At 37.8% G+C, this 21385-nt stretch carries 17 protein-coding genes, 1 tRNA gene and 1 other RNA gene; all 19 read right to left on the bottom strand.

The genetic code is table 11. The features are described from left to right. Positions 1-133: 133 nt before the first annotated feature. Positions 134-210 (bottom strand) — tRNA-Trp (locus tag acear_RS01815). Between the two features lie 92 nt (positions 211-302). Next, positions 303-662: a transfer-messenger RNA gene (gene ssrA, locus acear_RS12265) on the bottom strand. 14 nt (positions 663-676) lie between these two features. Continuing rightward, positions 677-1150 (bottom strand): SsrA-binding protein SmpB, encoded by a 474-nt coding sequence (gene smpB / locus acear_RS01810; protein ID WP_013277328.1) that lies wholly within the window; start codon positions 1148-1150, stop codon positions 677-679. Between the two features lie 99 nt (positions 1151-1249). Beyond that, on the bottom strand, positions 1250-3370 hold the full coding sequence (gene rnr / locus acear_RS01805) for a ribonuclease R (RefSeq protein ID WP_013277327.1): 2121 nt from the start codon (positions 3368-3370) through the stop codon (positions 1250-1252). An 85-nt stretch (positions 3371-3455) separates the two neighbouring features. Continuing rightward, a complete protein-coding gene (locus tag acear_RS01800; protein ID WP_013277326.1) occupies positions 3456-4007 on the bottom strand; it encodes an HDIG domain-containing metalloprotein in 552 nt (183 codons plus the stop codon). Between the two features lie 18 nt (positions 4008-4025). After that, a complete protein-coding gene (locus acear_RS01795; RefSeq protein ID WP_013277325.1) occupies positions 4026-4421 on the bottom strand; it encodes a PaaI family thioesterase in 396 nt (131 codons plus the stop codon). A 78-nt stretch (positions 4422-4499) separates the two neighbouring features. After that, positions 4500-6335, bottom strand: a complete 1836-nt coding sequence (locus tag acear_RS01790) for an ASKHA domain-containing protein (protein WP_013277324.1) — start codon at positions 6333-6335, stop codon at positions 4500-4502. A gap of 461 nt (positions 6336-6796) precedes the next feature. After that, on the bottom strand, positions 6797-8755 hold the full coding sequence (locus acear_RS01785) for a sodium-translocating pyrophosphatase (protein WP_041667434.1): 1959 nt from the start codon (positions 8753-8755) through the stop codon (positions 6797-6799). Between the two features lie 81 nt (positions 8756-8836). Beyond that, positions 8837-9055: a preprotein translocase subunit SecG gene (gene secG, locus acear_RS01780; protein WP_041667216.1), complete on the bottom strand. Its 219-nt coding sequence runs from the start codon at positions 9053-9055 to the stop codon at positions 8837-8839. A gap of 148 nt (positions 9056-9203) precedes the next feature. Beyond that, positions 9204-10490, bottom strand: a complete 1287-nt coding sequence (gene eno / locus acear_RS01775; protein WP_013277321.1) for a phosphopyruvate hydratase — start codon at positions 10488-10490, stop codon at positions 9204-9206. Between the two features lie 2 nt (positions 10491-10492). Further along, positions 10493-12049, bottom strand: coding sequence for a 2,3-bisphosphoglycerate-independent phosphoglycerate mutase (gpmI, locus tag acear_RS01770; protein WP_013277320.1), 1557 nt, complete (start codon positions 12047-12049; stop codon positions 10493-10495). A gap of 17 nt (positions 12050-12066) precedes the next feature. Then, complete coding sequence (tpiA, locus tag acear_RS01765) at positions 12067-12816, bottom strand: triose-phosphate isomerase (protein WP_013277319.1); 750 nt, start codon at positions 12814-12816, stop codon at positions 12067-12069. A gap of 27 nt (positions 12817-12843) precedes the next feature. Continuing rightward, complete coding sequence (locus acear_RS01760) at positions 12844-14028, bottom strand: phosphoglycerate kinase (RefSeq protein ID WP_013277318.1); 1185 nt, start codon at positions 14026-14028, stop codon at positions 12844-12846. Between the two features lie 76 nt (positions 14029-14104). After that, complete coding sequence (gene gap, locus acear_RS01755; RefSeq protein WP_013277317.1) at positions 14105-15103, bottom strand: type I glyceraldehyde-3-phosphate dehydrogenase; 999 nt, start codon at positions 15101-15103, stop codon at positions 14105-14107. Positions 15104-15178: 75 nt separating this feature from the next. Then, a complete protein-coding gene (locus acear_RS01750) occupies positions 15179-16207 on the bottom strand; it encodes a sugar-binding transcriptional regulator (RefSeq protein WP_013277316.1) in 1029 nt (342 codons plus the stop codon). Between the two features lie 537 nt (positions 16208-16744). After that, the gene (gene rpoN, locus acear_RS01740) at positions 16745-18136 is read right to left on the bottom strand and encodes an RNA polymerase factor sigma-54 (protein ID WP_013277315.1); all 1392 of its coding nucleotides are present in this window, start codon (positions 18134-18136) and stop codon (positions 16745-16747) included. A gap of 18 nt (positions 18137-18154) precedes the next feature. Beyond that, positions 18155-19108 carry a DNA-binding protein WhiA gene (gene whiA, locus acear_RS01735; protein ID WP_041667433.1) on the bottom strand — a complete coding sequence of 318 codons (954 nt, stop codon included), beginning with the start codon at positions 19106-19108 and terminating at the stop codon, positions 18155-18157. Between the two features lie 9 nt (positions 19109-19117). After that, the gene (locus acear_RS01730; RefSeq protein ID WP_013277313.1) at positions 19118-20473 is read right to left on the bottom strand and encodes a gluconeogenesis factor YvcK family protein; all 1356 of its coding nucleotides are present in this window, start codon (positions 20471-20473) and stop codon (positions 19118-19120) included. Beyond that, positions 20473-21348, bottom strand: a complete 876-nt coding sequence (gene rapZ / locus acear_RS01725; RefSeq protein ID WP_013277312.1) for an RNase adapter RapZ — start codon at positions 21346-21348, stop codon at positions 20473-20475. Before rapZ ends, acear_RS01730 begins: the two co-directional genes overlap by 1 nt. Between the last annotated feature and the right edge of the window lie 37 nt (positions 21349-21385).

The following is a 21385-nucleotide window of genomic DNA, read 5'->3' as shown; positions in this document are numbered from 1 at the left end:
AAAAACGGTCCAAAAGCTCAAAAATACATTCCAAAAATAAGCATGGCGACAAAATGGCAATATTTCTATTTAAATCAAAAAAGAGGCCATCATCAAAATGGCCTCTCATTACTGTTATGTTAGGAAATAAAAATGGCACGGGTGGCAGGACTTGAACCCGCAGCACCTGGATTTGGAGTCCAGTGCTCTAGCCAATTGAGCTACACCCGTACATCAAAATCTGTATACTATTTTCAATCACAGTTAATACTTTATCATATAATCTATAAAATTGCAAGTCCAAAATTATCTATAATTTAATTTGGTGGAGGTGGGCGGATTCGAACCGCCGTCCTTAAGTGCTTCCACTCAGGGTTCTACGAGCGTAGCCTGTGATTTAAGTTCACAGCTTTAGCTCCCACAGACAGGATCAAAAGCTGTTAGCTTGTAAAGTTCCCTACTTTCCTACAAGCTTCAGAAAGCAGGTAGCCTGCTGATTATGACACTTGACTAGCCCCACAGACAAGACCTAACCAAGCGTAGCTGACTGCTTACGCAGCAGCTAGTGCGTAACTATTATCATTTGCAGATAATTTTAAAAGTCCCAGTGTTTTCCGAGTGAAAGGGGTCCTCGGCTCGCTGTCCTGGTGTCAACACTTAAGTCGAGTCCCATATACACCCCCACAAATCTATTAACTTAATATCTATTCAATTGTTTATCCTTAAAGGCTCTCTCAATATCGCGCTGAGCAGTGCGGCGTTTAATATCTTCACGCTTATCATGAACATTCTTACCTTCTGCTAAGGCCAGTTCTACTTTAACTATTCCCCGCCGAAAATAGAGTTTCAAAGGAATTAAGGTATAGCCCTGCTCTCTTGTCTTACCAATCAAACTCCTGATCTGTCTTTTATGAAGCAGCAGTTTTCTGACTCTTTCTGGCTTGTGATTATAGCGATTACCCTGCTTGTAGGGAGCAATATGAAGATGATATAAAAAGACTTCTTCATCTTCAACTATAGCAAAACTATCCTTGAGATTAGCTCGTCCCTGGCGAATAGACTTAACCTCTGTACCCTGCAGAACAATTCCTGCTTCATAAGTCTCTTCAATATGATACTCATGTTTTGCTTTTCGATTTCTTGCAATTACTTTAATACCTTCTTCACTCACAGCCTATTCACCTCTCCCAAAAAAACGTGTACATTATATTATAACAGTTTTGTACTCTATGTCAAGTATTAAACAAGAAAAATTCAATTCCAAAATTAATCAATTCCGTAATAATAGATCAATCTGGCGTTCAGCTAAATTAACCTGATAGACTTCTACTTCAACACTGTCGCCTAATCGATAGATATTTCCAGTCCGTTCCCCGATATAGACCTGTTTATCTTCATGATAAATATAGTAATCATCAGTTAAATTACTGACATGTACCAAACCTTCAATTAAATTCGGCAGTTCAACAAAGAAACCAAAGGACATCATACCGCTGATGATTCCTTCGTAGACTTCTCCTTCTTCACCTTCCATATATTCTACTTTCTTTAGATCCTTAGATTCATACTCTGCCTCTTCTGCCTGCCGCTCCCGCAGAGAAGAATGTTCAGCTAACTCCGGCAGCTTCTCCTCTAAAGCCTGGTGCCTATTAGGATCTAAAATCCCTTGATTGATAACATCTTTGATAATCCGGTGTATCATTAGATCCGGATACCGCCTAATTGGTGAAGTGAAATGAGAATAATAATCAATTGCCAAACCGAAATGACCGATATTCTGGACCTCATAATGGGCCTGCTTCATAGACCGCAGCAAGACAGTATTGACTATTCTCTCTTCCTGTTCCCCTTTTACTTTTTCTAATACTGTCTGCAGTGACTTAGGATGGGTCTCCTGACTAATACCTTTAATATGATAACCAAAATTATGGATAAATTCATTTAAACCTTCTAAATCACTCTGATCAGGGGTTTCATGGACTCGGTAAATAAATGGAACCTCTCGCCAGAACATCTCTTTAGCTACCACTCGATTAGTAGCTATCATAAATTCTTCGATTAACTTCTCTGCTATACTCCGTTCCACTCTAGCTATATCTACAGGCTTTCCATCATCATCCAAGATTACTCTTGATTCAGGAAAGTCAAAATCAAGGCTTCCTTCATTAAACCTATTCTCTCTAATCTGTAGACATAATTCTTCCATCAATCTCAATTCATCAATAAAGTCTTCATATTCATTAATTAATTCCTGATCCTCATTAACTAACATCTCTTTTACTTTATCATAAGTCAACCGGTGATTAATCTCAATTACAGACTCCATAAATTCATGGTCAAGCAGTTCTCCTGTCTTTAAATCATAAGTCATAAAAACAGTCATGGCTAACTTATCCTCATCATCCCGAAGACTACAGAGATTATTTGACAGCTTCTCCGGCAGCATAGGAATTACCCGATCAACTAAATAGATACTGGTAGCCCGCTCTCGAGCCTCCATATCCAGAATAGAATCTTCCGGTACATAATAGGCCACATCGGCAATATGAACGCCTAATCTAACTTTATTTCCCTCTAACCTTTCAATAGATACTGCATCATCAAAATCCTTAGCATCTTCGCCATCTATAGTCACCATCTTTATATCCCGTAAATCACTTCTTCTCTCTATCTCCTCAGCTGGAATCTCTTCTGGAATCTCATCCACATATCTTTTAACCTCTTCTGGAAACTCCTTTGGTAATTCAAACTTGCGGATAATCGCCTCGATATCTACCCCTGGTTCTCCACGATTACCCAGAATTTCTACAACTTTTCCCTCCGGATTCCTGCGTTCTTCAGGCCAGCGAGTAATCTCTACTACTACCTTCTGTCCCTGACTGGCCCCATTAGTATCATGTTTAGGTATAAAGATATCATGATAGATATGGGAATCATCAGGCACAACAAAACCAAAATTCCGATTGGCTTCAAAATCACCTACAACTGTCTGATTAGCCCGCTCCAAAATTCTAATAACTTCACCAGAAAGCTTATCACCGCTTTTAACACCTTTAATCCTGGCGATAATCCGATCATTATGCATAGCGCCATTTACATCTCCAGCATTGATATAAACATCTTCCTTCTCTACATCATCCGGTAATAAGAAGCCGAATCCTTTGCTATGTCGTTCCAATCTTCCAACTACTAAATTCATCCTTTCTGGAATTCCGTATCTATTTCGACGCGTCTGTACTATTTCCCCATCCTGCTCCATCTGATCTAATAAATCTAAAAATATTCCTTTTTCTTGATCAGAAATTTCAAAAGCAGATAACAGTTCTTCAGCCGTTAACGGCTTATAAGCTTCATTCCTCATGAAATTCAATATTTCTTCTCTTGCACTCATCATAATCCCCCTTAATTACTCTATAAAAAAATTAGACACCCTTTATTATTAGAGTGCCTAATTAGCATTGAATTTATACTACTAATTATAATCCCAATTCATCACTTTTAGACTGCATACCGGCTAAAACTAAATCTATAAACTCCTCTAGCCCAAGTCCTAATTCACTACAGGACTTAATCTGATCACGATCTGCCCCTTTAGCAAAAGAGCTTTCCTCAAATCTATTCATCACAAACTCCACATCTACAGCATCCAGTTCTTTATCAGGATGGATTAAAGTAGCTGCTACAATCAATCCCGTTAGCGGATCAACAGCATAAAGAGCCTTATCCAGCTTACTTCTACGCGGTAGATCATGGACTTCATTATGAACCTTAACTGCATAAACGATATCCTCATCCAGTCCTAGATCCTCCAGCATTTCAGCACCTAAAAGACTATGCTGCTCTGGATCATCCTTGGTCTCATCATAGTCTATATCATGCAGTAGTCCAGCCAGCCCCCACTTCTTTAGGTCTTTATCGAAGTATTCAGCTAATTCCTCCATTCCAGCTTCAACTGCTATACAGTGCTTAACTAAATTCTCATTCGTTAAGTTATCCTTTAATTCAGCTAATGCTTCACTCCACTCCATCCAACATCCTCTCCTTTATTACTCATTCTGTTTTATGAATACCGCTTCTGCTTCGGCTACTTTCTGTTGGTCCTGATTAAGTATTTTAGCTACAGTATTAATAGTCCGCTTCTTCTCTCTTTCAATCCAGCCGGTAATAGTTAAATCTTCGCCAATAGAAACCGGCTGTCGAAATTTAACTTCCATTTTAGCAGTAACGGCCTTCAGATCCTGCAAATAAAGCAGATTGGCCATGGCTTCATCCAATAAAGTAGAGAGTAAACCTCCGTGAACAATACCAGTAAAACCCTGATGGACATTTCGGGGAGTAAACGTAGTCTCTACTACATCATCATTTAATTCAAAATCCAATTTTAGCCCGATTGGATTATCTTTGCCACAAGCAAAACACATCTCACTATCCTCTATTTCCATCTTAATCTTCCTCCTGCCCCGGGTTATTCTGGTATTTAATTCTCTACTCAAAGAAAATATCCTTGTTTTCAGCTGATTTTATTCGAATTCTTTAAAGGCCATAGAGTCCATAAACTCTGTCTGAAAGTCCTGACGGCCGGATAATTCCAAATAATTTACTTCTTTAGCTATTTCTTCTGCTTCATCCCGTTGACCGCAGTTTAATAAAGCTGCTTTAGCACCGCTGCCGGCAGCATTACCGATACCATGAATCTCTAAATCAGGTGCTGTCGGCAAGACTCCAATAGTAACTGCATCCTTCGGCTGAATATAATTACCAAATCCACCAGCAATCAAAACTTCATCGATATCACTAATCTCTAATTCCATCTCCTTTAATAGAATCTTAATTCCAGCCCTAATAGCACCCTTAGCCAGCTGAATTGCTCTAATATCCTTCTGGCTGATAGTAACCGGCTGATCAGCAGCCTCAGCTTCATCAACCAAAATTAATTTTTTATTGGTATCATCTTCAATAAGGCCTTCCTTAACTTCTTCAGGAACTGACTCCGGAAGCTCTTCCTTTGATAATAACTTACCGCTCTCATCCATCATACCAGTAGACTTTAATTCAGCCACCAGAGAAATAATCCCTGAACCACAAATGCCTTTAGCAGGCTTATCACCAATTATATCAATCTCCAGTTGGTCCGTAATCCTGACTTCTTCTATAGCCCCATCGATCCCATTCATCCCAAACTCAATCTCTGCTCCTTCAAAAGCAGGTCCTGCCGCCGCTGCACAGGCTAACATCTGATCACTATTTCCTAATACTAGTTCACTATTCGTACCTAAATCTACCAGTAATTTATAATCAGCAGTTTGATTTAAATTGGTTGTTAATAAACCTGAGACTATATCCGAGCCCACATAACTAGCAACATTAGGTAAGTATGTAATTACTGTATCATCTAATAATTCAATCCCCAACTTATGGGCCGGAATTGACTGTGGTTCATTAATTACAGCAATATAAGGAGCTTTAGCTAAATACTCTGTCTTAAGTCCTAATAAAAGATGATTCATGATTGTGTTACCTACAAACACCAATTCATAAATTCTATCTCGGTTAACTCCATATTTATCAATAATTCGTCCAATAATCTGATTAATAGTTCCAATAATCTTTTCCTGTAAGTCTAAAGTACCTCCGTCTTCTTCTACAGTATAATTAACTCTGGATAAAGCATCAGCTCCATAAGTTTTCTGGGCATTGGCCATAGCTACTTTACCAATCTGTTTTCCTGTATTTAAATCCAGCAGAAATCCAACTACTGTTGTAGTTCCAATATCAAAGGCTAAACCATAAAGGGAATCTGTAGTATCTCCCGGTTCTATTTGAAGCACCTGGTTGCCTGCTCTAACTACAGTTATATTATACCCAGCTTCTCTTAAAATATCCGGCAGCTGCTGTAATAGATCCAGATTAATCTCCAACTCCCTGTCTAATTCTCTAATAATTCTAGTCCAATCAGAAGCCTGGTCCTCTAAAGTTGGTTCTTTTAATTCTAGATAATCCTTTTCAATACTTGCTTGAGGAGTTAATTCCTCTGCTACCCCCTCATCTAAAATTCTGAGAGTCTCATCATCTCCTTCGGATAATAACCCAACCTCGATAGTTCCTTCAACTTCCACTTCACAGGCTAGCCTAACCCCTCTTTCTCTTTCTAACTGTGATAACAAGTCCCTCTCTTTAATTGTAAGCTCTGAGGCTGCTCCTTTAACTCTTACTTTACATTTGCCGCACCTACCCTGCCCCCCGCAGACAGCATCTACCTCAAGATTATTCTCCTGTAGAAGCGATAATAAATTTCTTCCTTCCTCAGCATCTAAAGCCAATTCTTCCGCTCCGCTTATTATTTTAACCTTCGGCATTTTAATTCCTCCTTTAGCTGATAGATGATACTTTCATTATTTGTTTTTCTCTACTTATTTTATTTAACCTTCATGCAGAACATATTATTTCCATAAATGTATACTTATTTCTAATTGATATAATGTTGCAGTGTAGAGTTGATATCTTGCAAACGCTCCGAAAATCAGCCCTAGTCAATCAGCAATAAACTAATCTTAGAGATACGATTTAAAGAGTCTACTTTATATATTAATCATTTTCTTTTATGGGGCTACTTTAAAGTCGCTTGTTGCAAGATATCAACTAATTATGCAAAATTATCTGAGGAAACGTGTTTAAAACCAGATCAATGAAATTCCTGTACTATAAATAGTCAATATCATGAAAGTGTAAAACTGCAACATTATATCAATAAAAAAGTCCCTTGATTGAATTAATCATCCAACCAAGGGACTTAAATTTCTGATATAAATTTACTCCATTATCCAAAAAGCGGCGCAAAAACCAACGAAACAATTGTCATCAGCTTAATCAATATATTCAGAGAAGGTCCCGAAGTATCCTTAAATGGATCTCCTACAGTATCACCAACAACTGTAGCATCATGAGTATCTGTTCCTTTACCACCAAAGTTACCTGCTTCTACATACTTTTTAGCATTATCCCAGGCTCCACCAGCATTAGACATCATGATCGCCATTAAAACTGCAGCTGATAAGGCTCCAGCTAACAATCCTCCTAAAGCTTCAGCACTCCAGAGTCCTACTAGAATTGGAGTAATAACAGCCAAAGCCCCCGGTAGAATCATCTCTCTTAAAGCAGCAGCCGTACTGATATCTACACAACGGGCATAATCCGGTCTATTTTCACCTTCCATAATCCCTGGAATCTCTTTAAACTGCCGCCTGATCTCTTCAATCATCTCAAAAGCAGCCGTTCCTACAGCCTCCATGGTAATAGCTGAGAATAAGAAAGGCAGCATAGCTCCAATAAAGAGACCGATAATTACATTTGGATTGGTTAAAACAATATTCTGTAAGTCAGCTGCTTCAGTAAAAGCAGAGAATAAAGCCAGAGATGTTAAAGCTGCTGAACCGATAGCAAAACCTTTTCCAATAGCTGCTGTAGTATTCCCCGCAGCATCTAACTGGTCAGTAATCTCTCTAACTTTCGGATCTAACTCAGCCATCTCAGCAATTCCACCAGCATTATCAGCAATCGGTCCATAAGCATCGACTGCTAAAGTAATACCAGTAGTAGATAACATTCCTACTGCTGCTAAAGCAATTCCGTATAAACCTCCCAATTTAAAAGCAATAAAAATAGTAATAGCAATTACAATAATCGGTAAAGTAGTACTTCTCATTCCAACAGCCAGTCCACTAATAATATTAGTAGCTACTCCTGTCTGAGATTGATCAGCAATATGCTGTACCGGAGGCTTATGATCCGAAGTATAATATTCAGTAATTCGGCCAATCAATACTCCAGCAATTAATCCAGCTAAAATAGCCCAGAAATAACCAGTTTGCCCCAACAAAGTATTAGTTAATAGATAAGCAAAAATCAAATTCAAACCAGCACTAACTAAAGTACCGCGTTCTAAAGCAGCTCCTAAATTTGATCCTTCTTTGGCTCTTACAAATCTAGTTCCAATAATAGCAGCTACAATTCCAGCCGCAGCAATAAACATAGGTAGCAGAACAAAGTTAACACCGATGGCTGGATTTTTATCTGCTAAGCTAACACCTAACGCCATAGCTGCAACAATAGAACCGACATAGGATTCGAATAAGTCAGCTCCCATTCCTGCTACATCACCTACATTATCACCAACATTATCTGCAATTGCACCCGGATTACGAGGGTCATCTTCAGGGATTCCAGCTTCTACTTTCCCTACTAAGTCAGCTCCTACATCAGCAGCCTTGGTATAGATTCCACCACCGACACGAGCAAATAAGGCTATTGAACTGGCTCCAAAGGCAAAACCTCTGATATACTCTACATTCCCATCAAATAATATGTAAAGTCCTCCTAAACCTAACAGTCCTAAGCCAACTACTGACATACCCATTACAGCTCCACCAGAAAATGAAATCTGTAATGCTTTATTCATGCCGCTGCGGGCAGCATTAGTAGTTCGTGAATTGGATATAGTAGCAATCTGCATTCCAAAATAACCTGCTAAAGCAGAAAAGATCGCTCCCGTAATGAAAGCAACTGCTGTATAGATATTAAGAAAAATACTAATGATAATTGCTACAATAATAACAAAGATAGAAAGATTCTTATACTCTGTACTTAAAAACGCCATTGCCCCTTCATTAATAGCTTTAGTCAATTCCTCCATCTTCTCTGTCCCCATATCTTCCTTACTTATCTTAGTACGAAGCATGAAGGCAAAAATTAAAGCTATTACTCCAGCAAGGGGTATCATATAAGTCTCCACAACATATTCCTCCTTTTAAATTTGATTTTATCTATATTTAATAATTCCTAATTGGGAATTATTAAGGACTTATAAAGCTGCTAATACTAAAGATGAAATCATAAATAAAATAGCTGCTACAGTAGTTAACTTCTTTATCTTTTCCTCTGCTTGTCGTCCTTGATCAAAAAATGAAGATGCACCACCGTCAATTGCTCCTGAAAGTCCAGCACTCTTTCCTGACTGGAGTAAGACTCCTGCAATTAAGGCCAGTGAAATTATAAGATGAATAACCTTAAGTACAAACACATTTTTTACCTCCTTTTTCTCAATTAAATTACCATTATCAATTTTAACATAATCCCATAAAAAAAACAACAAAAATTCCAAAATAAATCCCAGGCATTATCTACAAAGGTGACAAGTAGAATTAATTCTACTTGTCACCTTTGTCCTATTATAAATTATAAAAAGCATCAGATCCAGAATAGAGTCCGGTCGCACCTAACTCTTCTTCAATTCTAAGCAGCTGATTATACTTAGCTACCCTGTCTGTTCTAGAAGGAGCTCCCGTCTTAATCTGTCCAGCATTGGCCGCTACTACTAAATCTGAAATAGTCACATCCTCCGTCTCACCTGAACGGTGGGATACAACAGCAGTAAATCCAGCCCGTTTAGCCATCTCAATAGCTTCTAGAGTCTCAGTAATAGTTCCGATCTGATTAACCTTAATTAAGATAGAATTGCTGGCTTCCATTTTAATTCCTTTGGACAATCGCTCAGTACTAGTTACATATAGATCATCACCAACAATCTGAATCTCATCACCTAATCTATCAGTCATCTGCTGCCAGCCACTCCAGTCATCCTCGGCTAAGCCATCTTCAATAGAGATGATCGGATATTTCTCCGTCAATTCTAAATAGAATTCAACCATCTCTTCGGCAGTCTTTTCTACACCTTCACCGGCTAAAATGTATTTATCATCTTCATAAATTTCAGTAGCTGCTACGTCTAGAGCTAATTTAATATCAGCACCAGGAGTATAACCAGCAGATTCTACAGCTTCGATAATAATTTCTAATGCTTCCTCATTAGAATCCAAATCCGGGGCAAAACCGCCTTCATCTCCAACAGCAGTATTGAGGTCTTTCTGCTGCAAAACCTTTTTTAGATTATGGAATACTTCAGCTCCCATCTGCAAAGCAGAACTGAAGTTAACAGCTCCGACAGGCATAACCATAAACTCCTGAATATCAACATTATTATCAGCATGTTCACCACCGTTTAGAATATTCATCATCGGCACCGGTAGACTTTTAGCATTAACACCGCCGATATAATTATAAAGCGGTAAATTAAGCGCATTAGCTGCTGCTTTAGCTGCTGCCATGGAAACTCCTAAAATAGCATTAGCTCCCAGGTCACCTTTATTCTTGGTCCCATCCAGTTCAATCATTCTCTGGTCAATCTCTACCTGCCTGGCAGCATCCATACCGATTAGTTCAGGGGCAATTACTTCATTTACATTATTAACTGCCTGTTTAACTCCTTTACCTAGATATCTATCCGCATCTTCATCTCTTAATTCCACTGCTTCATAAGCACCGGTAGATGCTCCGGAGGGAACTGCTGCCCTGCCTACTGCTCCACTACTTAATATAACCTCTACTTCAACAGTAGGATTTCCTCTCGAATCAAGTATTTCACGAGCGTATAGATCTTCAATAGCTGTATAAAACATACTTAAACTCCTCCTTTTTGAAATAATAGATTACCTGTCATTTCTTCTGGCTCTTCGAGCTCCAGCAATTCAAGCATAGTTGGAGCTACATCTGCTAATTTACCATGTTCAATTAATTCAACATCCTGATTCTCTTCAGTAACATAAATAAATGGAACAGGATCAACTGTATGGGCGGTATGAAACTCACCAGTTGTAGGTTCAATCATCTTTTCAGCATTCCCGTGGTCAGCTGTGATTAAGGCTTCCCCGCCTAATTCTAGAATTTTATCCACTACCCGCCGCAAACAGTCATCCACTGCTTCAATAGCCTCACAACAGGCATCTAAATCACCAGTATGGCCTACCATATCAGGATTAGCTAAATTTAGAATGATAACATCATAATCTGTCTCTTCTAACTGATTGAATAATTCCTCCGTTACTTTATAAATACTCATTTCCGGCTTTTCATCATAGGTATCTATCTTAGGTGAAGGTATCAGTTTGCGGTCTTCACCAGAATTTGGCTTTTCTTTGCCGCCGTTAAAGAAGAAGGTTACATGAGCATACTTCTCTGTTTCGGCAATCCTAAGCTGTTTCAAACCATTTCGAGCTAAAATTTCACCGAAAGTATCAACCACTTCTCGATGCGGATAAGCAATCGGGGCATCGATAGTCTCATCATACTCAGTCATACAGACAAAGTGCACCTCTGGTGCTTCAGGGTTTCTATCGAAACCGTGAAAATCAATATCAGTAAAGGCGCGGGTAATCTGCCGGGCCCGGTCCGGTCTAAAGTTATAGAAGATAACCGAATCATTATCATTTATTTTAGCAACCGGCTCTCCTTTATCGATAATCACTGTCGGTTCTACAAATTCATCAGTAGTATCTTCCTTATAAGACTGTTCTACCGCTTCCAAAGCATTACTAGCAGTAACACCTTCACCAAAAGCTAAAGCATTATATGCTTTTTCAGTTCGGTCCCATCTTTCATCACGGTCCATAGTATAATACCGGCCGCTTACGGTAGCTATCTTTCCTACCTCTAATTCTGCTAATTTATCCTCTAATTCTTCAAGATACTGCTTACCGCTAGCCGGCGAAACATCACGTCCATCTAAGATAGCATGTATATATACCTCTTTTATATCATTCCGCTTAGCTAATCTCAAGAGTCCATATAAATGTTCAATATGGCTGTGGACCCCTCCATCAGATAGAAGTCCCATCAAATGAAGAGCAGAATTATTCTCTTTACAGTTCTCAACTGCTTCTAACAGTACTTCATTTTCAAAAAAAGAACCTTCCTTGATACCTAAACTGATTCTAGTTAAATCCTGATAAACAATTCGGCCAGCTCCTAGATTTAAATGTCCGACTTCAGAATTTCCCATCTGTCCTTTGGGCAGTCCTACTTCCTTACCAGAAGCAGCTAAAGTAGTATGGGGATAATTATTCCATAACTGATCAAAATTAGGGGTACAGGCTTGTCTAATAGCATTTCCTTCTTCTTTTTCACTCAACCCCCAGCCGTCAAGAATAACTAGGGCTAGAGGCTTAGGTGGTTTTACCAACTAGATTACCTCCTTGATTACTCAAACTTGACTATATCTGCAAAAGATTGGGCCTCAAGACTGGCACTTCCTACCAAAGCACCATCAATATCTGAAGTAGCCATAAATTCAGAAATATTATGCGGCTTTACACTGCCGCCGTATTGAATCCGCATGCTATCAGCTACTTTACCAAATTCATTACGCAGCACATTTCTAATATATTTAATCACCTCATTAGCTTCTTTTGTACTAGCTGATTTACCAGTCCCAATCGCCCACAGCGGTTCATAAGCAATCGTAATTACTTTTAGATCATCTATGTTTACTCCATCTAAAGCAGCTAAAACCTGATTTTTAACTACATCCTTAGTCCCTTCAGCTTCTCTCTGGGCTAGAGATTCACCTACACAAATAATCGGCTTTAGGCTGTGTTTTAAAGCAGTCTGCACCTTCTTATTGACATCTTCATCAGTTTCGCCGAAGTAATCTCTCCGTTCTGAGTGGCCTAAAATTACATATTCACAACCGACATCTTTAAGCATTAATGGTGAGATTTCACCGGTATAGGCTCCTTCTTCTTCCCAGTGCATATCTTCAGCACCCAACGCAATATTAGTTCCAGCCGTCACTTCACTAAGCGGTGCCAAAGCAGTAGCAGGTGCACAGATAGCAATATCTACATCGCCTATATCTCCAACTAAGTCTACTAATTCTTCCACCATTTCCACTGCTTCTTGATTAGTCTTATGCATCTTCCAGTTACCAGCAATAAATGGTTGCCGCATAATTAGACTCCCCTCCTATTAAATTTATTATTTGTTATCTAAGACTTCTACTGCCGGTAGAGGCTTGCCCTGCCATAACTGTAAAGAAGCACCTCCGCCAGTAGAAATATGGGTCATTTCTTTATCTAATCCAGCCTTTCTTACTGCTGCAGCTGAATCGCCGCCGCCAATGATTGTAGTAGCCTCCAGCTTAGCTAAGACCTCAGCCAATTGGTTGGTCCCTTTAGCAAACGCATCCATTTCAAAAACTCCCATCGGTCCATTCCAGACTATTGTTTTAGCCTGCTTCACTATCTGAGAAAATTCATCTACTGTTTCAGGGCCGATATCTAAAGCCTGCCACCCGGCTTCAATTTCATCTATACCAACTGCTTTATGTTCAGCATCAGCTGCAAAATCATCAGCAATTACTACATCCTCTGGTAGTACTAGATTAACTCCTTTCTCCTCTGCTAATTCAAGTAACTCTTTAGCTAAATCAATCTTATCCTCTTCGACTAAAGAATCACCTATTTCATAATCCTGGGCAGCAATAAAAGTATTGGCCATGCCGCCACCGATTAAGAGAGAATCCACCTTATCCAATAAAGATTTAATAACTTCAATCTTATCAGAAACTTTTGCTCCACCAATAATTGCTACAAAGGGGCGTTCAGGATTATCGATGGCTCCCTTCATAGTCTTAATTTCATTCTGAATCAGAAAACCAGGCACTGCTTCTTCCACATACTCTGCTACTCCCGCAGTTGAAGCATGGGCTCTATGGGTTGCTCCAAAAGCATCATTGACATAAACATCAGCTAATTCGGACAGTTTTTGAGCAAATTCAGAATCATTCTTCTTTTCACCTGGATTGAAACGGGTATTCTCCAGCAATAATGCTTCCCCAGATTCCAACTGAGATACCGCTTTCTTAGCTTCTTGCCCTACAGTTTCATCCACTTTAACTACTTCTTCATTCAATAGATTAGCCAATTCTTTGGCTACTGGATCCAGTCTCAATTCTTCTTTAACCTCACCACCAGGCCGTCCTAAATGGGCCATCAAAATTACTTTTGCTTCAGCCTCCATTAAATATTCAATAGTTGGTAAAGCAGCTCTAATACGATTATCATCAGTTACTTCTCCGTTTTCCATCGGTACATTAAAGTCCACGCGTACCAATACCTGTTTATCTTCAACATCTACATCCTTAAGTGTTTTCTTTTCCATCTATAACTGCACCTCCAGATTAGAGATAACCGCAGAAGAGAATTGTTTATTCTCATCTGCGGCATACTATAATAATTTATAATCTATCCGCTAACTCTATTACTCGATTAGAATAGCCCCATTCATTATCATACCAAGAAAGAACCTTGATCTGATTATTAGCAATCATCATAGTTGACTGGGCATCAATTAAAGAAGAATAAGGAGAACCAATAATATCACGAGAAACTAGCTCATCTTCTGTATAACCTAAAATTCCTTCCATTTCTCCTTCAGCTGCTTTCTTAAAGGCTTCATTTACTTCTTTAACTGTTACATCTGTTTCTAAATCAAATACTCCATCAACTACAGAACCATCCGGCACCGGTACTCGCATAGCCATACCATTAATTTTACCTTCTAGTTCCGGCAGCACCTTAGTAGTAGCAATAGCAGCACCAGTAGTTGTAGGAATAATATTTTCAGCAGCTGTTCTACCTCGACGGGTCTTCTTAGCTGGTGCATCCAAGATTGATTGACTAGCTGTATAACCGTGAACAGTAGTAATTAACCCTTTTTCAATTCCAAATTCATCATTTAACACCTTAGCCATAGGAGCTAAGCAGTTAGTAGTACAGGAAGCATTGGAAACAATCTGGTCAGACTCATCTAAATCATCATCATTAACTCCTAAGACAATAGTGCTGTCAATCTTATCTTTAGCCGGAACAGTCAATACAACCTTATCAGCCCCCGCCTTTAGATGCTTTTCGAGCTGTTCTCGCCGGCGAAAAACACCAGTAGCTTCAATAACAATATCGATATCCTTACCAGACCAGTCTAAATTAGCCGGATCAGATTCAGAAGTAACCTCATAATCTTTACCGTCAACTTTGATACCATTCTCGCCGACTTCTACTTCTCCATCATATCTACCGTGAACAGAATCATACTTAAGTAGATAAGCCAGATTATCAGCATCAGTTAAATCATTAATGGCTACTATCTCCAAGTCCACATCTTCTCTCTGTTGAATAATTCTGAATATATTCCGCCCAATTCTTCCAAATCCATTAATTGCAATCTTTTTTGTCATAATAACTCCTCCTTTAAAATTTGATTTTCCTAATTATAAATCAGACCAAATCTTTTCAGAGCCAGTATGCTTCCATCACCCCCTCAAAAGATCCAATATCTCTTCTGCTGCTTCTCTATCTGTAATTAACATATCCTGGTATTCATCAGAAACTACTGAAATGATTGCTCCGGCCTTCTTTTTTCCTCCCGCTACAGCAATAGTCTTTCCAACTTTCTTCTTTAAGTCTTCCAGTTGAACCCCCAGGCTAGTTGTAGAATAGACTATTTCACCTGTTTGATTGAAGTAATAGCCAAAGGCTTCTCCTACAGCTCCAGCCTCTAAAATCTTTTCAAGTTCTAAGGAATCAACCTGACGGCGACGGGCCATAACTTCAGCAGTCCCTATTCCATGGATTAGAATATCCGCTTCTTTAGCCAGATTTAATACTTCTTTAATCTGTGGTTTTTGAATTAAAGTATTAACCACTGTCTGGTCAAGATTATCCGGAAGATGTAAAAGCCTATATCTCCCCCCCAGCTTATTGGCTATCTGAGCTGCTATTGTATTAGCCTGAATTTCTACTTCTTCTCCCAAACCGCCGCGTGCTGGTACTACAGTAATATCTGTTGCCCCATTGTTGGCAAGCATAAAATCCGCTACAGCAGCTAAGGTAGTACCGCCATTTACAGCCAGAACATCATTGTTCTCTAGCTTTTCTTTAAGTAATCTGGCTGCTCTTCTACCTAGTTCCTGCTGTGCTTTAGCTTCATCTTCGCTGCCTGGCACAATATAGACTTCTTTCAATCCGAGTTCATGTTTTAGCTTTGATTCTAAATTATCCAATCCGCGTAAAACCCTAATATAATTATCTAATTGATAGAATAATTCCTTGCCAGTCTCGGTTATTTTAGTTCCAGCACTTGTAGAATTGACAAGATAGCGTTCTTTTAAGAAATCAAGGTCATTTCTAACCTTTCGTTCGCTGACACCTATCTTTTCTGCCAGCCGCCTTCTACCTATCGGTTGGCTATAAAAGATAGTTCGCAATATATTATATCGTCTTTCCACTACTTTTATTAATCCAGGAGCAATCTTTTGCTGTAATCTAATCAATTCTTTCATGTTTTTTCTCCTATTATTAATCTTTAATAATTAATTGAATATTATAAAAGAATCTCATAACAATTTTTAACATAATATTTGTAATCCAGAAATTAATAAGTATAATATTAATTGGAGTCTTTCTATATAGAAATCTGTTAATTTAAATCTAATCTTTATCTAATAATTTAAACTCTATGTAGGGACTTAAATGTTCCCGATGCATCAAAACTGTCCCGATGACGACAAAATAAAAATAGAATTATATTTATTAAAATTATTCTTGAAGTCTATCAAAACTCCTGCAAAAGTCCAAAACAATTTAACGAAAATTTCATTAATATGGTTTTACGCCACCTCCGATAATTTTGCACAATTAGTTGATATCTTGCAAAAAGCGACTTTAAAGCAGCCCCAAAAGAAGAGGTAAATATCATATAAAGTAAAATCTTTAAATCGTAGCTATAAAGTTAATTTATTGCTAATTGATTAGGGCTGATTTTTGGAGCATTTGCAAGATATCAACTCTAAACTGTAACAATATATCAATTGATCTCTTTAACTATATCTTCTCCGCTGAGTAGAAGAGGGAATTTCTAATTCATTTCTATACTTAGAAACTGTCCGGCGTGATACTTCAACTCCCCTCTCCTCTAGCTTATCAGCTATCTTTTGATCACTCAAAGGCTTCTTTTTATCCTCTTTAGCTAATATATCCTTGATCATTTTCTTAATACTGATTGCTGAAAATACCTCTCCAGTCTTAGTTTCAAGTCCTGGTGAAAAGAAGAATTTCAATTCAAATAAGCCGCGAGGAGTCTGTATATATTTGCTGGTAGTAGCCCGGCTGACAGTTGATTCATGCATATCAATCTCTTCAGCTACATCCTGCATTGTCATCGGACGCAGATACTTCAGACCTCGTTCTAAAAACTCCTGCTGAAGATCAACAATTACTTCAGCAATGCGATAAATTGTCATTCTTCGCTGCTCAATACTTTTAATTAACCAGAGAGCAGAGTTAATCTTTTCCTGAAGATATTCTTTAGCCTTAGCATCCGATTTAAACTTCTTTAATAACTTTTGATAGTAAGCATTAATTCTAAGCCGAGGAGTAGAATCCTGTTCCATAGTTACTACATATCTACCATTAATCTTTTCAACTATTAAATCCGGTTCAATATATTTAGTATCTACCTCTTTAGTATATAGATTAGCCGGATTCGGATGCAGCATCTTTATTAAATCAACTAGCTGCTGAATCTTTTCAAGACCAATACTCAACTCTTTAGATAATTTCCGAAGCTGATTTTTACTTACTAATTCAAAGTGATCAGTTACAATTTTATTCATTAATTCCTTCTTCTCAGCCTCTAATACCAAATTATCAATCTGAATTAAAAGAGAATCCTGTAAGTCCTTAGCTGCCACTCCGGTTGGGTCAAACTGTTGGATCTTAGCTAAAACCTCTTCTACCCCACTCTCCTCTACTTTTAATTCCTTACTTAATTGAGTTATAGAAGTATCTAAAAAGCCATTATTATCAAGGGAACCGATAATATATTCTCCAATCTTTATCTGTTGAGAGCTTAGCTGTAATAAATGTAGTTGATGGAGTAAATGTTCTTCAAGCGTAAGCGAAGCTGAAACAAAATTTTCGTAGTTATACTCATCTTCATCTTGATCATAATTATTAACTTTATAATTCGAACTGGAGTCTACAAAATAATCCTCCCAATCTACATCTTCAAATTCATCTGTCAGATCTTCTTCTACCTCTTCACCTTCTTCCTCTGCCCTTTCTAAAACAGGATTCTCCAACATCTCCTGTTCTAAACGCTGGTTCAATTCCAGTTTGGATAGCTGTAATAATTCAATAGCCTGCTGCAGCTTAGGAGTCATGATCAGCTCTTGCTTCTGCTCTAAAGATATTTCAGGAGTTAATTTCATATTACTTATCACCCTCTTTTAACTTGATAGATTTCGTTCATCTCTAAGTCTATCTGCCAACTTATTAATTCGACGCAGCCTATGATTAACCCCTGACTTACTTAAAGTAGGTTCCAATAATTCTCCTAATTCCTTAAAGCTGGCATATGGATTCTCCAGTCTCAACTCTGCTATCTCCTGTAAACTAGGCGACAATGAATCCAATCCTTTAATCATTTCAATCAATTTAATATTTCCAATCTGTTCCCGAGCCGCTTCAATAGTTTTATTCAAATTTGCCGTTTCACAATTAACAATTCGATTAACCTGATTTCTAACTTCCTTTACTACTCTGGTATTTTCAAAATCTAGTAATGAATTATGAGCACCAATAATATTTAAAACCTTAACAATTTCTTCAGCATTCTTCAGATAAAGAAGAGAATCACTATTCTTACGTCTAATCCCAAAATCTAAACCAAAACTATTAATAGCTAACTCAGCAAGCTGTTGAGCATAATCCTGTTTATGAACTCTAATCTCTAAGTGATAACTGGATTCAGGATTATTTACAGAACCCCCACCTAAAAAGCTGCCTCTAAGATAAGCCTGCTTACAACACTTATTTGTCACTAAGCTATCCTTAATTCTATAATTCAATCTATAATCATTTTCTATTAAACCACAATTCATTAATAGTTCTTTAATCCCTTTCTGCGGCGGTAATTTGATAATATAATAATTATCTTTATTGAGATACATATTCCTTCTTACCATAATCTTAGTCAATAGATTAAATCGTTCTTTCAATAATTGGTATGTCTGTCTAGCCACTGCAGCATGCTGAGAAACCATTTTTAAGGCTAACCTCTTTCTAACAATCTCCAAAGAACCATTAACCTTAATTAAAGCCGCTAGCTGAGCCCAACCACAGCATTTATTCTCCACTTTTATTCTTGCTGCTTCATTCTTCACTTGATCACTAAAAGACATTACCATCACCTATCTCTTTCTGTACTTATCTCGCAAATAAAGATCAATCAATGAACTCTGGTCTGCTTCTTCCTTAAACTTAATAATCAACTTAATGATAACCTCAGCCAGTTTATACGAATTATGCCGAACAAGATCTTCTTTATTCAATAAAGGGGCCTCTACAAGATTAATATTCAGCTTTTCTAACTCTCTAGAGTCAATCTCTACTGGACTGGCTCCTTCTTCTTCATATTTGGCCAATAATTCAGCTGGAATCTGTTCATTATTCACCAATACGTAATCCACTATCTCTGAACCAGCATGATCATATAAAGCTTGAACATGGTCAGACACAGTATAACCAGTAGTTTCACCTGGCTGCGTCATAATATTACAGTTGTATATCTTCAAAGCCTCACTTTCTTTGATAGCCTCGGTAAGATCAGAAACTAATAAATTAGGAATCACACTGGTATATAGACTACCCGGTCCTAAAACTACAGCATCAGCTTCTTCAATAGCTTCAATAACCTCCGGTAGTGAACTGCAGTCCTTTGGTTTCAGAAATACTTCTTTAATATTTCCATCAGTCTTGGAAATATTAGATTCACCTTCAATAATACTTCCCTCTTCAGTTTCAGCAGATAAGACAACATCTTCTAAAGTCGAAGGTAAAACTTGTCCCTTAATAGCTAATACCTTACTTGACTTCTTAACCGCCTTTTCAAAATCCCCAAGCACCTTTGATAGAGTAGCTATAAATAGATTACCAAAACTATGGCCGCCCAATTCTTCTCCAGTATCAAATCTATACTGGAATAGTCTTTCCATCAACTCCTCAGTATTAGCTAAAGCAACTAAACAGTTACGAATATCTCCCGGAGGTAAGATATTCAATTCATCTCTCAAAACCCCTGAACTTCCTCCATCATCAGCTACAGTCACTACTGCTGTAATATTACTGGTAAACTCCTTGATTCCTCTAAGCATAGTAGGTAGTCCGGTACCGCCGCCGATAACAACAATTTCAGGCCCCCGCTTGAGATGACGCTGTTGGTAGATTAATTCCACTAATTCCTCTTCATTTTCCGGTAGTAAAGCTTCAATAATGGAATTAATCATTTTAGTAATTCCATAAGTAACAAAAACAATTCCAAGCCCCATAATTACTAAACCACTTATAATATTTATCCATTCAGAAAAACGACCAGTCAAACTATAAATAAAAGTCAATAGCTTCCCTTCTAATAATCCTAAAAATTCAAACCCCAACATAACAGTCAATCCAATACTGATCATCAAAATACCAATAATCGATAAAATCAACCACCGTTTTATTTTTAATCCTGGATATAACCACTTAAAAAGCTTCACTTTAATCACTACCTATCCTTATCAATGTCGCGATGTTCTGTAATTACATGATACTGCTTATTCTCTAAAAAGTCTGACAATTCATTAACAAAGGTCACCGACCTATGTTTACCACCAGTACAACCGATTCCAATGGATAAATGGTTCTTTCCTTCTTTAATATACTGCGGAATCAAAAAATTTATTAAATCAAAAAACTTTTCCCTAAACTCTCTTGTAATCGGCCGCTTTAAAATATATTCTTGAACCTGCTTATCATTTCCTGTTAAAGGACGCAAAGAATCTACATAATGCGGATTAGGCAAGAAACGAACATCAAACATCAAATCTGAATCTGCCGGCATACCATACTTAAACCCGAAAGAAATAAGTGAAATATTAATCTTATCAGTTAATTCAACCCGGGCAAAATTTGACTTCAATTCTTCTTTTAGTTCTTTAATTGACGACTCTGAAGTATCTATTACCTTATCAGCCTGCCCCCTTAAAGCCCCTAACTTTTTGCGCTCCAGTTTAATAGCATCAAGAATCCTTCCTTCTTCTTTGGCTAGCGGATGGAGCCGTCTTGTTTCCTTATAGCGCTGAATTAAAGTATCATTACCAGCCTCTAAAAAGAGAATTTCATAATCTATAAATTTCTCTTTATCCAACTTTGATAGTTCCCCTAATAAATTATCAAAGAAATCTCCCCCCCTGATATCTATTACCAGAGCAACCTTATTTATCTTACCATCAGATTGCAAACATAACTCAGCAAACTTTGAAATCAAAACCGGCGGTAGATTATCAACACAGAAAAAACCTAAATCTTCAAAGATTCTAATTGCTTCTGTCTTTCCTGCTCCGGACATGCCGGTAATAATTACAAACTTAATTTTTTTCATGTTACCACCTCATCTATATCATATCATCTTTTCTAAC

The sequence above is a fragment of the Acetohalobium arabaticum DSM 5501 genome (assembly GCF_000144695.1).
In the GTDB taxonomy this organism is placed as follows: domain Bacteria; phylum Bacillota; class Halanaerobiia; order Halobacteroidales; family Acetohalobiaceae; genus Acetohalobium; species Acetohalobium arabaticum.
The sequence above is the reverse complement of the archived record's forward strand: the minus strand, read 5'-3'. Positions and strand labels throughout refer to the sequence as shown.

Excerpts from the sequence above, each read along its gene's own strand:
- eno (WP_013277321.1), bottom strand. The coding sequence starts at position 10,490 with ATGTTTTATACAGCTATTGAAGATCTATACGCTCGTGAAATACTTGAT.
- acear_RS01790 (WP_013277324.1), bottom strand. The coding sequence starts at position 6,335 with ATGCCGAAGGTTAAAATAATAAGCGGAGCGGAAGAATTGGCTTTAGAT.
- acear_RS01795 (WP_013277325.1), bottom strand. The coding sequence starts at position 4,421 with ATGGAAATAGAGGATAGTGAGATGTGTTTTGCTTGTGGCAAAGATAAT.
- gap (WP_013277317.1), bottom strand. The coding sequence starts at position 15,103 with ATGACAAAAAAGATTGCAATTAATGGATTTGGAAGAATTGGGCGGAAT.
- tpiA (WP_013277319.1), bottom strand. The coding sequence starts at position 12,816 with ATGCGGCAACCATTTATTGCTGGTAACTGGAAGATGCATAAGACTAAT.
- acear_RS01800 (WP_013277326.1), bottom strand. The coding sequence starts at position 4,007 with ATGGAGTGGAGTGAAGCATTAGCTGAATTAAAGGATAACTTAACGAAT.
- acear_RS01750 (WP_013277316.1), bottom strand. The coding sequence starts at position 16,207 with ATGAAAGAATTGATTAGATTACAGCAAAAGATTGCTCCTGGATTAATA.
- rnr (WP_013277327.1), bottom strand. The coding sequence starts at position 3,370 with ATGAGTGCAAGAGAAGAAATATTGAATTTCATGAGGAATGAAGCTTAT.
- acear_RS01760 (WP_013277318.1), bottom strand. The coding sequence starts at position 14,028 with ATGGAAAAGAAAACACTTAAGGATGTAGATGTTGAAGATAAACAGGTA.
- acear_RS01785 (WP_041667434.1), bottom strand. The coding sequence starts at position 8,755 with ATGATACCCCTTGCTGGAGTAATAGCTTTAATTTTTGCCTTCATGCTT.
- rpoN (WP_013277315.1), bottom strand. The coding sequence starts at position 18,136 with ATGAAATTAACTCCTGAAATATCTTTAGAGCAGAAGCAAGAGCTGATC.
- rapZ (WP_013277312.1), bottom strand. The coding sequence starts at position 21,348 with ATGAAAAAAATTAAGTTTGTAATTATTACCGGCATGTCCGGAGCAGGA.
- whiA (WP_041667433.1), bottom strand. The coding sequence starts at position 19,108 with ATGTCTTTTAGTGATCAAGTGAAGAATGAAGCAGCAAGAATAAAAGTG.